Origin of the sequence: Pseudomonas baetica (assembly GCF_051216495.1) — a bacterium.
Lineage (GTDB): Bacteria > Pseudomonadota > Gammaproteobacteria > Pseudomonadales > Pseudomonadaceae > Aquipseudomonas > Aquipseudomonas baetica_B.
Genome location: NZ_JBPKAM010000008.1, coordinates 15732 through 27576, shown reverse-complemented (window position 1 = coordinate 27576; position 11845 = coordinate 15732). Strand labels below are relative to the sequence as shown.

Sequence of the window (11845 nt, the reverse complement as noted above, 5' to 3'; positions counted from 1 at the left end):
GAACATCCTCGGCGAAGAGGGAAAAAAAGGTGCTCAGTTCTCACTGGCACCTAAAACAGGAGTTGCATCGACCGAGCGTCACGTTCCGGGTTGAGCGCTACGGCAGACAGGGCAAGTATTGAACGATGCTTGCGCGGATTCTCGATAATCGACGTCAGGAATTTGATATTTGATGACGCCGTTGCCCGAGACCTGTCTTGCCGACCCATTGTTTGCGCCATTGCCTGGGGCTCTGCCCATGCCAGCGCTGAAAGGCGCGGGTGAATGCGCTTTGATCGCTATAGCCGAGCAGGTCGGCCAGTTGCGAAATCTTGATGGTCGAGTCTTGCAGGTAGTGGCAGGCCATGTCCCGACGAACCTCGGACAGCAGGTCCTGGAACGTCAACGCTTCGAGTTCCAGTTGGCGTTGCAGCTTGCGCGTGCTCATGCGCATGAACGCTGCGATGTATTCGATGTTGGCCCGACCTTCGGGCATGAAATTTCGAATCAATTGCCGGACCAGCGTCGGCAGTTCCTCGTCGGACATCTGTGCCAGATGGTCGAGATGCTGGCGAATCAATCGATGCAGGGCCGGGTCAGCGGATTCCAGTGGAGTGTCCAGCGAGCTCGCGTCGAACATCAGGCCGTTATAGACGGTGTTGAAGCTTGGGGTCATGCCGATGAGGCGCCGGTACTGTGCGGGTTCGGCGACCGGGGTGTGCCGGATCAACAGGGCCTGGGGTTGCCAGCGCTTGCTCAGCAAGGTTCGCATCAACTGCAAGCCTACGCCCAGTGCCAGCTCCGAGCCTTGTCGGTAGCCGGGCATGGTCGTGTCGCTGATGGAGTAGGACAGAATCGCGTGCTTGTCCGTTTCGTCGAGGCCGATTTTCGCCGCCCCCGAATGGATGTGGTAGTAGGCGGTCAGCCCGTTCAGCGCTTCGCGTACATCCTTGGCATTGCGAAACAGGTAGAGCAGGGGACCGAAGATGTTCACGCCCTGGGCCAGGCCGTATTGCAGGGCGAACAGGCGGTTCTGGGATTCCATTTCGCACAGCACCAGCAGGTCGAGCATTTTGCTGTAGGCGATCAGGCTGTCGGGAAGTCGTTCAAGGTCCAGGGGCAAGCCGGCTCGTTTCAGCATTTTTTCGGGGTTTAGCCCTTGTTTCGCTGCGAATTCAGAGAAGTTGGCCAGCGCCGCGGCACGGACGAAGTCGATCATTTTCAGCCCATTTATTGTTTTTGTGGGTCGTGCAAAGGGTGGAAAAAACAGACGATTCTTCCCACTCGTTTTGTCGCGCATTGAAAGATTGCTGGCATGAAATGTCAAATTTTAACGAGGCACCTGATGCAGCATGGAGACCGATTCGATCGTGATCTCAAGCCGAAAATCAGGAGAACAAAAAAATGGCGATGCCCAATCAAGTCCACGAACACAAAGACCTGCTGACCCTCAATACCCACGAACTGCCGATGTACAAGGACGCCTTGCCGGGTGTGCCTGGCGTTGACGTGCAGCCGTTGTTTCTCGACCCGAGCGCCGGCGTCTGGGTGCTGCGCGTGGTGTTCCAGCCAGGTGTGGTGCTGCCGCGTCACTACCACACCGGTACCGTGCATTTTTTCACTCTGACCGGCCGCTGGAACTACGTGGAGTATCCAGACCAGCCGCAAACCGCCGGCAGCTACCTGTTCGAGCCGGGGGGTTCGATCCATCAGTTCATGGTCCCGTCCAGCAACACCGAGCCGACCGATACGGTGATGGTGGTCCACGGCGCCAACGTGAACTTCGACAACGAAGGCAATTACCTGGGCCTGATGGATGCCAGCGACATCATGCATCTGTTCGACCACCTGGTGCGCGAACGCGGTCTTGAGCCGGCGAAGTACATCACCCCGCGCGCGGCCGATTACACCACGCGCGCGCGCTGACAGCCGTCGTCACCTGCCTGGGGCAGGTGACCTTTCTCTTCCGGTCGTTCCCACCTGCACTGCATCGAGCGCGGTTGGCGCCAGTGCGCGTGGGTCAATACCCAAGGACATTTCATGACTGACGTCACAATGCCCACCGGTAGCGCGGGCCAAACCCCCGAGGTGCCACGCTCCGTTTTCATCACCGGGGCCAGCGGTTTCATCGGCCGGGCCCTGGCCGCGCGCTACAAGGCCCTCGGCGCGCAAGTGCGCGGCATGGACCTGGTGGCCGACCCGGCCAACGACATCGTCGCCGGTGACCTGACCCGGCCACAGGCCTGGGCCGGTCACGCCAAGGGCTGCGAGCTGTTCATCAACACGGCGGCAGTGGTCTCGCTCAGCGCTTGCTGGAAGCAATATCGCGACGTCTCGGTACAGGGCGTGCGCAACTGCCTGGATGTCGCCATTGTCGGCGGCGCCAAACGCTTCGTGCAGTTTTCCTCGATTGCAGCACTGGGCTGGGACTACCAGGGAGACGCCGATGAGCGCAGCGATGTGGTGATCGGCAGCCAGTACCGCTATGGCGTGGCCAAGGGCGCCAGCGAGCATGTCGTGCTGGCGGCCCATGCAGCCGGGGAGATGGAGTGCACCATCGTGCGACCGGGCGATGTTTATGGGCCGGGCTCGCGAGCCTGGCTCACGGAACCGCTGAAGATGGCCAAGGCCGGTGCCCTGGTGCTGCCCAATGGCGGCGAAGGAATTTTCACCCCGGTGTACATCGACGATCTGCTCGACGGCGTGATGCTCGCCGCCGGCCTGCCTCAGGCCATCGGCCAGATCTTCCACATCAGCGCCAGCCAGGCCGTGACCTGCAAGACGTTCTTCTCCAACCATTGGCGCTGGGCCGGGCGCAGCGGTTCGCCGCGCACCTTGCCCCTGGGTGTGGCGGTGGCCATCACCCGTGTGCTCTGGGGCATGAATCGCTTGCTCAAGAAGCATAGCGAAGTCGCCCCCGACACCCTGTATATGTTCGCCCGCCGAGGCGGCGTGTCCATCGCCAAGGCCCGCCGCCTGCTCGGCTACCAACCCAAGGTCGACCTGGAGGAAGGCGTGCGCCGCTCCGAGGCCTGGTTGCGTGAAAACGGCCAGATCGGCTGACCCAGGTTGCCAGCGGCCAGCAGGTTCATCCGCTGGCCGATCCCACTCCAAAAAAGACAAGAGGGACATTCCATGAAAGCGGTCGTCATGCGCGACAAACAATTGCTGGTCGACACCGTCAAGGCACCGATGCCGGCGGCTGGCGAAGTGCTGGTCAAGACCCTGGCCTGCGGAATCTGCGGTTCGGATCTGCACATGTTCCATCACTGCGAACACGTGCTGGGCAACTTCAAGCGCAGCGGTATCCCGGTGGACTTCGATGCCAACGAGGACGTGGTGTTCGGTCACGAATTTTGCGGTGAAATCCTCGATCACGGACCGGGCAGCGACAAGAAAATCAAGGTTGGCACCCGGGTGTGTTCGATGCCGTTCATCTTCAATCAGAACGGTTTCGAGCATGTCGGTTTTTCCAATGGCTATCCCGGTGGCTACGGCGAGCAAATGGTCCTGTCTGAAGGTTTGCTGGTGCCGGTGCCGGGTGATCTGCCCGCGCAGTTGGCCGCCTTGACCGAGCCGATGTCGGTCGCCGTGCATGCGGTCAACCGGGCGCAACTGGCGGGTGACGAAGTGCCTGTGGTGATCGGTTGCGGCCCGATTGGCCTGGCGCTGATTGCCGTGCTCAAGTCACGGGGCATCGGCCCTGTGGTGGCGTCGGACTTCTCACCGAAGCGTCGTGCGCTGGCGGAAAAAATGGGCGCCGATGTGGTGGTCAATCCGGCCGAACAGTCTCCGTTTCAGTCCTGGGTCGAGGTGGCGGCGCCGGCTGGCTACGACATCAAGGGACCCCAGGCCATGTTCGGCCTCGGTCCGCAACCCAAGCGTTGTGTGATCTTCGAATGCGTCGGTATCCCGGGGCTGATCCAACAAGTGCTGCAAAGCGCACCACCGCGCAGTCGCCTGATCGTTGTCGGCGTGTGCATGGAGTCGGACCGGATCGAACCCCTGGTTGGTATCGCCAAGGAAATGAACATCAGCTTTGCCTACGGCTACAGCGGCGAAGAGTTTGCCCGGACCTTGTACGACCTGGCCGAGCAACGGTTCGATGCGTCGCCGCTGATCACCTCCACGGTGAAGCTCGATGGCGTGGCCGAGGCGTTCAAGGCCCTGAGCAAGCCGGATGAACAAGCCAAGGTCATGATCACATTCGATTGATCATGCTGAAAAACCTGTGGGAGCGAGCCTGCTCGCGAAAGGGGCGTGTCAGACAACATCGATGTCGGCTGTCAGAGTGCCTTCGCGAGCAGGCTCGCTCCCACAGAGAGCCGTGCACGGCGTTTAATCGAGGGCGCAGGGTGGCAGGCGTTTTCCTGTCTACACTCATGCCTGCGCAATCTCATGGGGCCCACCCCGTGCCCGTCATCATGGAGCAGAGCAAAGGAGCCCCACATGCTCAACCGATCCAGCCTTGCAGTACTCGTTTCAGCGTTCTGTTGCGCATCGGCCTTGTCCGCCAGCGCATTCGGACAGGAGCAGGCAATGTTGGCGAATGGGGCTTTTCCCGCTTCGGAATTGAGTCGGGCCGTGGTTTAACAGGACAACATGCAGCCTGCGATCCCACGCGTTGAGCAAGACAAAGTGGCCGATGAAAAGCTCGACGCGCTGCTGAAAAAAACCGGCAAGCGCCCCCTAACATCGTCTGGTTGGTCATCGAAATACTTAGCCGGAGGAAACCGACATGAACACGGTGATGCACAAGATCAAACATGAATTCATGAAAGTGCTACCGCCGACGATTTTCTTTTTCGTCATCCTGCACATCGTTGCCCTGATTCGCGCGCTCATGATCAAAGGGTCGGGGGTTGATCTGCCGGTTTCAGCGTCGGTGCTGATCGCTTCCCTGGTGCTCGGCAAGTCCGTTTTGGTTGCGGACATGTTGCCGTTCATCAACCGTTTTCCCGATAAACCGCTGATCTGGAACGTCACCTGGAAAACACTCATGTATGCCTTGGTCGCGCTGATCGTTCATTACCTGGAGCGACTGTACGACTACTGGAAAGAAGCCCCCGGCTTCATGGATGCCAACGCGCTGCTGTGGTCCTCGATGAATTGGCCGCGCTTTTGGGCCATCCAGATTTTGCTCATTACGCTGATATTCATGTATTGCGTCATCGCAGAACTGGCCCGTGTCATCGGACGTGATCGGCTGAAGGTGATGTTCGTTGGGCCGCTTGCGGCAGCGAATGCCGAAGTTTCAAAGGGCGTCTGAAGACATGCCCAATCCCCCTGTGGGAGCGAGCCTGCTCGCGAAGCGGTCGGTTCAGTCAATATTTATGCTGAATGACACGCCACCTTCGCCGGCGAAACCACGAACACGGCGGCGCGGCGGGCAGTGCGGTCGGCAATAATCTAGCCGACGATAACGACCATCACTCCGATAACAAACATAAGCGCAAACATTAACCTTGTGTTTTTTTCAGCCCTTTCAAGCGCACTTTCGCCCTTTGCACAGCGGCCATTTTTTCAGGCCGCTTCATGCGTTTCCACTTTCTGATGTCTTCCTTGTTTCGCCCGCAACTCACACACAGATCACCACTGAGCTGACAAACCGAGATGCAGGGGTTTTCGATTTCCTTGGCCATCGTCAGTAACCTTTGGCCAGGCGCTTTTGCCAATCGCCACCGTGAGAGCGCTGGCACTCTTCCTCTGAGTCGAAACGGACAGCGCGGTCTGAAGGGGTCAGGCCGATGTCGGCCTCGTTCAATGCGATGGCCGTCAGCTCAAAGATACGAGCCTTTGCGTTGGCCTGGGCGAGTTGTTTGTCGGCCAGGGTTTCGAACACCCAGATGACCTTCAGGGTTTCAGCCAGCGTGTTCAAGTCAGCGGTGTGGGTGAGCCAGGTAAAGCCTTTGATTTCACCTTTTGCGATTTCGCACGCGTCGGTGAGCGTGGCGATCAACCGGCGTTCGATCCGCGCCAGTTCACGTTTGCCTGGGGGCATTGCGGGTTCCTTTGGTGAAAATGGTAGGGAAGCGTTGAATCAGGCCGGTCGAAACTCAACCGTCAGATGGCGGACTTCGTGAACCGGCTTGAGACGCTCACGAATGCTGTCGGCGTTGACCGAGGCCTCACCAAGGACACTGACGATGGCCGCATGGGCCTGCGGTCCAATTCGCCAGACGTGCAGGTCCGTGATGGTGGCATCCCCCGGGTTCTCAACCAGTTCACGGATTTCCTCGGCAACGTGCGCATCTGTCTGATCCAGCAGTACGCCGGCGGTGACCCCCATCAAGGTCCATGCCCAGCGTGCGATAACAATGGCGCCGACGATGCCCATGACCGGGTCCAGCCACACCCAACCCAGATACCGACCGGCGAGCAGTGCAGCTATGGCCAGGACCGAGGTCAACGCATCCGCGATAACGTGGACGTAGGCCGATTTCAGGTTGTTGTCGTTTCCGTGATGGTGATGATCGTGATCGTGATCGTGATCGTGATCGTGATCGTGCCCATGACTGTGCCCGTGGCCCAGCAGCAGGGCACTGACAATGTTGACGATCAAACCGGCAATCGCGATGAGCGTAGCGGTACCGAACTGAACTTCCGTTGGCTGCAAGAGGCGAATGACTGACTCAACGGCGATTCCCAGGGAGACCATGGCGAGAATCAGCGCCGAGGCAAACCCTCCCAAGTCTCCGACCTTTCCTGTACCGAAACTGTAGCGTTCGCTGGACGCGTGGCGTTTTGCGTAGCCATAGGCGGCCGCAGCGATGCCCAATGCGCCGGCATGGGTTGCCATGTGAAAGCCATCGGCCAATAACGCCATCGAGCCCGTGATGTACCCGGCCGTGATCTCGCCAGCCATCATCACAACGGTCAGTATCACGACCCAAAGTGTACGTTTGGCATTTTCGTCGTGTGCTGAGCCAAGGAACATGTGGTCGTGTGTGTAGTTGATGTGGGTGTTGCCCATGGGTGTGTACCTTGAAGTGTTCACTTGGCGTAACGGCGAATGGCCTCAAGAAGCTCTTCGACGCCTTTGTTACGTTCCTCTTCGCTGAGCGCGGGGTTGGCGACATGCTCGCGCGCGTGGTCCTCGATGATCTCCTCCATCAAGCCATTGATCGCTCCGCGAGTGGCGGCGACAAGGTGCAGTGTCTTGGCGCATTCCAGATCCGACTCCAATGCCCGTTCAACGGCCTGGATTTGTCCGGCGATACGTTTTACGCGTTTGAGAAGATCGTCTTTGTTTGCTGCGATATGACCCACGGGATACCCCCCCTACCTATACATTGCGCATGATAGGCATACCCCCTATACCTATGCAAGGTCGGCGGATGGAGAGATCTTCTACGACCCCCGGGGAGCAGAGAGGGGCTTCAACTGCGAGAGGGAGCGAAGTGACCCGGAATGCCTGATTCTGGCCGGTTGCAGCTTGCCGAGGAGGGCAGTAGTCGACACATGGCAGCCAGTCGGCATAACAGTTTTCAACCGATCGCCGGAACAATGTGGCTGCTTCTCCCAACCCCTTCTCGTATCATCAGCGCCTTTGCATCTGGAACGAACTGTGTGAAATCGCCAACTGGAAAAGCTCCGGCTGCCCCTGATGGGACGAAGTGGGACGTAGGCGAGGCTGTCAATCAGCTCTCGTGGGACGACTTGCGCATCATCAAGACGCTCAGTGATTGCGGCAATCGTTCGGCTACGGCCAAGAAGCTTGGCATCAATGTATCCACCGTTTCGCGCCGAGTTACTCAAGTTGAGCGAACGCTCGGCATCGCGCTGTTCGATCACCGCAAATCAGGGTATCTGCTCACCGCCGAGGGTGCTGAATTGCGAGCACTCGCCGAGCGAGTGGAGCTGGATATCGTCAGCGTCACGCGGCGTGTTTCACGATCAGGCCAAGGCCCCCTCGGGAAACTTCGAATTACCACCAGCGACTCGCTGCTGCTGTACTTCTTCACCCCCATCATCGCGGACTTCAAGGCCCTGAACGAGGGGATCACCATCGAGGTGTTGGTGGGCAATGAAACCCTTAGCCTCGCCCGGGATGAATCGGATATCGCGATTCGAGCGACGAGAAAACCTGCAGAAAGCCTGGTGGGCCGTAAATTGGCGAACATTGCCTGGGCACCTTACTGCTGCGCCAAGCAGATGACTGCCTTGCCCCTTTTCGAAGAGGGCCAGGCATGGGTGTCATACTCCTCAGCGCTCTGCGGTTTGAAGGCGACAAGCTATGTCGAAAGCAGAGTCGCTGCCGAGCGCATAGCGTACCGCACCGATTCTGTTGCAGCAGCAAGCGCTGCAATCGCGGCGGGTCTGGGATTTGGATTCCTTCCCTGCATGTTGGGCGACATAACCCCAGGGTTGGTACGCGCCGGCCCGGTGGTGCCAGAGCTTCAGGATGAGTTGTGGCTGCTGACTCACCAGGACATTCGAAAATCGTGGCGAGTCAAAGCATTCATGACCTTCTGCGCCGCTGCCGTGGCCAGTCAAAAGCCCTTGGTCGAGGGGCAATTGATACTCCCGGTCACCTAGATCGAAACCGGGAGTGCAGCTCAGATGTCTCGGGCGCCAATCACCGCCTTGCACACGATCTCGATCAGCTGCGGACGCTGGGCAAGTCTCGACACCCCAATGATATTGCTCGCGCACTGAGGCCGCTCAGTGCCATAGGCCGCCTTGCGCACTTTGCCGACCACCGCGAACGCAGCGTCCATGTCCAGCACATAAAGCGTTTCCTCGACAACATCTTGCATCGTTGCGCCATACAAGGCGAGCAGCTTCGAAATGTTGTCGTAAGAGACCTGCATCTGCTCTCCCATCGAAGAGAAATCACTGGGCTTACCGTCGGCGTTCAGTGGCGCCGGGGCTACCAGATTACCTGCCTCATCATGGTTGAATTGACCAGATACGTAGATCTCGTTTCCTACCCGCCGTGCCTGCGGATAGCCATACGCCTCTTCCCAGGAAACGCCCCAGTAGGCGGTCTGCTTGTTGAACGGTTGTGAAGCTGCCATTGCATTCTCCTGCACATGAGGGATCGACTTGATCCGAATGGGTGGGCGAATGCTAGCAGCGCGATCGCGTATTCGATGGCTCATAAATGAGCCATCAGGAGCGCAAAAATGCGCCACCGGCAGGCGCCTTGTTTCGTTATCTTTTGCTCGTCCTCAAGCAACGACGCTGAGGAGTGCGTTCGAGGCTACGGTAGTGCCTGCAAGGTGCGGGACCCGAGACTTGTGCGATTGAACATCATCGAGCTGAAAGGAAACAAAAATGAGCAATCCTAAAACTGAAGTCCTGACTCCGCTTAATAGCCAACTGATCTTCATCGATCAGCAGCCACAGATGGCCTTCGGCGTTCAGAGCATTGACCGGCAAACGCTGAAAAACAATACCGTTGCCTTGGCCAAGGCAGCGAAGATTTTCAATGTCCCCACCACCTTCACCACGGTTGAGACAGAAAGCTTTTCAGGTCACACCTACCCCGAGCTACTCGCTGTGTTCCCGGACGCCCCGCTGCTGGAGCGCACCTCCATGAATTCCTGGGATGACCAGAAGGTACGCGACGCACTCAAGAGAAATGGTCGCAACAAGATCATCGTCTCCGGCTTGTGGACCGAGGTATGCAACGCCACCTTCGCCCTGTCGGCAATGAACGATGCCGGCTATGAAATCTATATGGTTGCAGACGCCTCCGGCGGCACCACCAAAGAAGCCCACGATTACGCCATGCAGCGCATGATCCAGGCCGGCGTGGTACCGGTGACCTGGCAGCAGGTGCTGTTGGAATGGCAACGGGATTGGAAGAACCGCGATACCTACGACGCCGTAATGGAACTGGTAAAGGAACATTCCGGTGCATATGGCATGGGCGTCGACTACGCCTACACCATGGTGCACAAGGCGCCTGAGCGCGTTCAGCATGGCCCCACCTTGGCGCCAGTCGCTGCATCTGTCTGAGCCACCGCCAGCCCCTGCCCTGGGGGCTGTTCACAGACTTGCGAAGGGTGCGCAGTCGACTGAACCGAGTCAACGAGCCTGGCCTGGAAACCCCTGGGGATTTCCAATGCCCGGCGCTGTTCGAGTCAGGCGCTCGCATCCTGTTACCTGGATTAATGGATGTGTATGAACAAGGACAAATCTACCGTGCTGGCGACGCTCACACTGGCTTCGACAGGGCAGCTCAAACCCTGGCAGATAAGAACTGCCAAACAACTGATGCTGGACAGGCTGGATACCGGCATTTCAGTGACTGAATTAGCCAAAGCTTGCGCATTGTCGCGCAGTCACTTCTCACGCATGTTCAAGGAAAGCACCCGGATGCCCCCGCAGCAATGGCTGCGTGAACAGCGGGTCATGAAGAGCAGAGAGCTATTGAAGGCTTCCACGATGTTGCTCACAGAGATCGCGCAGGAATGCGGCTTCAGCGATCAATCTCACTTCTGCCGAATCTTCGTGAAGGCTGAAGGCATGACACCGAAGGCTTGGCAGCAACAAGCCATCTGCCCGATTGCGGTCGTTGCTTGAAACGGTAAAGCACCAGAAACAGGAGATATGAAATGAACGTTTTGACCAAAACACTCGTCGGCTCGCTCCTTGCCTTGTCGATCGGTAGCGCATTCGCTGACTCTGGCGTCGAACACAACACCCAGGCATTCCTCGATGCATTGAACTCAGGCAGTGGTAAACCCATCGAGCAGCTTTCGCCGAAGGATGCCCGCGCGGTACTGACCGGCGCTCAGGCCGGGGTAAAACTGACACTGCCCAAGGCGGATGTCAGCGAGAAGACCATCACCGTCGACGGCCAGGACATCAGCTTGACCATCGTGCGTCCGGCGGGTGTGAAGGGGACCTTGCCTGTGTTCATGTACTTCCACGGCGGTGGCTGGGTGCTCGGCGACTTCCCGACCCATGAGCGCCTGGTGCGCGATCTGGTCATCGGGTCCGGGGCGGTGGCGGTGTTCGTCAATTACACCCCGTCCCCTGAAGCGCACTACCCGACGGCGATCAACCAGGCCTACGGGGCAACCAAATGGGTGGCCGAGCACGGCAAGGAAATCAATGTCGACGGTAAGCGCCTGGCGGTAGCGGGCAACAGCGTCGGCGGCAACATGGCAGCCGTGGTCAGCCTGATGGCCAAGGACAAAGGTACCCCGGCCATTAAGTACCAGGTGCTGCTGTGGCCAGTGACCGACGCCAACTTCGAGACAGCGTCGTACGACCAGTACGCCGAGGGGCACTTCCTCACCAGGAACATGATGAAGTGGTTCTGGGACAACTACACCAACGACCCCAAGCAACGTGCCGAGATCTACGCCTCGCCGCTGCGCGCTACCACTGAGCAGTTGAAAGGCCTGCCGCCAGCGCTGGTCCAGACCGCGAGTGCCGATGTGCTGCGTGACGAAGGGGAAGCCTACGCTCGCAAACTGGACCAGGCCGGCGTGCCGGTCACTGCGGTGCGCTACAACGGCATGATCCATGACTACGGCTTGCTGAACGTGGTCAGCCAGGTTCCGGCGGTACGCTCTGCAATGCTGCAGGCTGGCGAAGAGCTGAAAGTTCATTTGAAGTGACTCCACTCAAGACCGCAGATGTATCCATGAACGGGTCATCACCGCCGGAAACGAAAAACCCGCTAAACAGCGTAATGTTGTTCACTTAAGAACAAACACGGTACCTGTGGCGAGGGAGCTTGCTCCCGCTGGACTGCGTAGCAGTCCCATTTTTAGGGCCGCTTCGCGCCCCAGCGCGAGCAAGCTCGCTCGCCACAGGTAGTAGCTTGCTCGCTCCATCTCTTAAGTGAACAGCATTACGCTAAACAGCGGGCTTTTTCGTTTCCGGTGTAGCGTTAGCAGCTCTC

14 protein-coding genes are annotated in these 11845 nt (G+C 58.6%); 8 read left to right on the top strand and 6 right to left on the bottom strand.

Translation table 11 applies throughout. The features are described from left to right. Nucleotides 1-154: 154 nt before the first annotated feature. Nucleotides 155-1198 carry an AraC family transcriptional regulator gene (locus ACSFE6_RS05275; RefSeq protein ID WP_435426602.1) on the bottom strand — a complete coding sequence of 348 codons (1044 nt, stop codon included), beginning with the start codon at nucleotides 1196-1198 and terminating at the stop codon, nucleotides 155-157. Nucleotides 1199-1383: 185 nt separating this feature from the next. On the opposite strand from ACSFE6_RS05275, the gene ACSFE6_RS05270 reads away from it, so the two are divergent. From ACSFE6_RS05270 to ACSFE6_RS05255, 4 genes are all read left to right on the top strand, one after another. Continuing rightward, nucleotides 1384-1905 carry a 2,4'-dihydroxyacetophenone dioxygenase family protein gene (locus ACSFE6_RS05270; RefSeq protein WP_435426601.1) on the top strand — a complete coding sequence of 174 codons (522 nt, stop codon included), beginning with the start codon at nucleotides 1384-1386 and terminating at the stop codon, nucleotides 1903-1905. Between the two features lie 114 nt (nucleotides 1906-2019). Then, entirely contained in the window at nucleotides 2020-3042 is a 1023-nt protein-coding gene (locus ACSFE6_RS05265; RefSeq protein ID WP_435426600.1) for an NAD-dependent epimerase/dehydratase family protein, read from the top strand. 72 nt (nucleotides 3043-3114) lie between these two features. Next, nucleotides 3115-4194, top strand: a complete 1080-nt coding sequence (locus tag ACSFE6_RS05260) for a zinc-binding dehydrogenase (protein ID WP_435426599.1) — start codon at nucleotides 3115-3117, stop codon at nucleotides 4192-4194. Nucleotides 4195-4717: 523 nt separating this feature from the next. After that, on the top strand, nucleotides 4718-5248 hold the full coding sequence (locus tag ACSFE6_RS05255; RefSeq protein WP_435426598.1) for a hypothetical protein: 531 nt from the start codon (nucleotides 4718-4720) through the stop codon (nucleotides 5246-5248). Between the two features lie 190 nt (nucleotides 5249-5438). On the opposite strand, the gene ACSFE6_RS05250 is transcribed toward ACSFE6_RS05255, so the two are convergent. Genes ACSFE6_RS05250 through ACSFE6_RS05235 form a run of 4 tightly spaced genes read right to left on the bottom strand, consistent with a single transcriptional unit; the run spans nucleotide 5439 to nucleotide 7248 of the window. Beyond that, nucleotides 5439-5621, bottom strand: a complete 183-nt coding sequence (locus ACSFE6_RS05250; RefSeq protein ID WP_435426597.1) for a DUF1289 domain-containing protein — start codon at nucleotides 5619-5621, stop codon at nucleotides 5439-5441. A gap of 2 nt (nucleotides 5622-5623) precedes the next feature. After that, nucleotides 5624-5980, bottom strand: coding sequence for a hypothetical protein (locus ACSFE6_RS05245; RefSeq protein ID WP_435426596.1), 357 nt, complete (start codon nucleotides 5978-5980; stop codon nucleotides 5624-5626). 39 nt (nucleotides 5981-6019) lie between these two features. After that, nucleotides 6020-6952 (bottom strand): CDF family Co(II)/Ni(II) efflux transporter DmeF, encoded by a 933-nt coding sequence (gene dmeF, locus ACSFE6_RS05240; RefSeq protein WP_435426660.1) that lies wholly within the window; start codon nucleotides 6950-6952, stop codon nucleotides 6020-6022. A gap of 20 nt (nucleotides 6953-6972) precedes the next feature. Next, nucleotides 6973-7248 carry a metal/formaldehyde-sensitive transcriptional repressor gene (locus ACSFE6_RS05235; protein WP_435426595.1) on the bottom strand — a complete coding sequence of 92 codons (276 nt, stop codon included), beginning with the start codon at nucleotides 7246-7248 and terminating at the stop codon, nucleotides 6973-6975. A gap of 300 nt (nucleotides 7249-7548) precedes the next feature. Here ACSFE6_RS05235 and ACSFE6_RS05230 point away from each other — a divergent pair, with 300 nt between their 5' ends. After that, entirely contained in the window at nucleotides 7549-8517 is a 969-nt protein-coding gene (locus ACSFE6_RS05230; RefSeq protein WP_435426659.1) for a LysR family transcriptional regulator, read from the top strand. A gap of 20 nt (nucleotides 8518-8537) precedes the next feature. Here the strand turns inward: ACSFE6_RS05230 and ACSFE6_RS05225 are convergent, their stop codons facing one another. After that, complete coding sequence (locus ACSFE6_RS05225; protein WP_435426594.1) at nucleotides 8538-8999, bottom strand: RidA family protein; 462 nt, start codon at nucleotides 8997-8999, stop codon at nucleotides 8538-8540. Nucleotides 9000-9258: 259 nt separating this feature from the next. Between ACSFE6_RS05225 and ACSFE6_RS05220 the strand changes: the two genes are divergently transcribed. From ACSFE6_RS05220 to ACSFE6_RS05210, 3 genes are all read left to right on the top strand, one after another. Then, a complete protein-coding gene (locus tag ACSFE6_RS05220) occupies nucleotides 9259-9945 on the top strand; it encodes a hydrolase (RefSeq protein WP_008020170.1) in 687 nt (228 codons plus the stop codon). A 165-nt stretch (nucleotides 9946-10110) separates the two neighbouring features. After that, nucleotides 10111-10512, top strand: coding sequence for a helix-turn-helix domain-containing protein (locus tag ACSFE6_RS05215; RefSeq protein ID WP_435426593.1), 402 nt, complete (start codon nucleotides 10111-10113; stop codon nucleotides 10510-10512). A gap of 32 nt (nucleotides 10513-10544) precedes the next feature. Further along, nucleotides 10545-11558 carry an alpha/beta hydrolase gene (locus ACSFE6_RS05210; protein ID WP_435426592.1) on the top strand — a complete coding sequence of 338 codons (1014 nt, stop codon included), beginning with the start codon at nucleotides 10545-10547 and terminating at the stop codon, nucleotides 11556-11558. Nucleotides 11559-11845 lie beyond the last annotated feature (287 nt).

Coding starts and splice junctions, on each gene's coding strand:
- ACSFE6_RS05225 (WP_435426594.1), bottom strand. CDS start 8,999: ATGGCAGCTTCACAACCGTTCAACAAGCAGACCGCCTACTGGGGCGTT.
- ACSFE6_RS05210 (WP_435426592.1), top strand. CDS start 10,545: ATGAACGTTTTGACCAAAACACTCGTCGGCTCGCTCCTTGCCTTGTCG.
- ACSFE6_RS05245 (WP_435426596.1), bottom strand. CDS start 5,980: ATGCCCCCAGGCAAACGTGAACTGGCGCGGATCGAACGCCGGTTGATC.
- dmeF (WP_435426660.1), bottom strand. CDS start 6,952: ATGGGCAACACCCACATCAACTACACACACGACCACATGTTCCTTGGC.
- ACSFE6_RS05275 (WP_435426602.1), bottom strand. CDS start 1,198: ATGATCGACTTCGTCCGTGCCGCGGCGCTGGCCAACTTCTCTGAATTC.
- ACSFE6_RS05255 (WP_435426598.1), top strand. CDS start 4,718: ATGAACACGGTGATGCACAAGATCAAACATGAATTCATGAAAGTGCTA.
- ACSFE6_RS05260 (WP_435426599.1), top strand. CDS start 3,115: ATGAAAGCGGTCGTCATGCGCGACAAACAATTGCTGGTCGACACCGTC.
- ACSFE6_RS05215 (WP_435426593.1), top strand. CDS start 10,111: ATGAACAAGGACAAATCTACCGTGCTGGCGACGCTCACACTGGCTTCG.
- ACSFE6_RS05270 (WP_435426601.1), top strand. CDS start 1,384: ATGGCGATGCCCAATCAAGTCCACGAACACAAAGACCTGCTGACCCTC.
- ACSFE6_RS05250 (WP_435426597.1), bottom strand. CDS start 5,621: ATGGCCAAGGAAATCGAAAACCCCTGCATCTCGGTTTGTCAGCTCAGT.
- ACSFE6_RS05220 (WP_008020170.1), top strand. CDS start 9,259: ATGAGCAATCCTAAAACTGAAGTCCTGACTCCGCTTAATAGCCAACTG.
- ACSFE6_RS05265 (WP_435426600.1), top strand. CDS start 2,020: ATGACTGACGTCACAATGCCCACCGGTAGCGCGGGCCAAACCCCCGAG.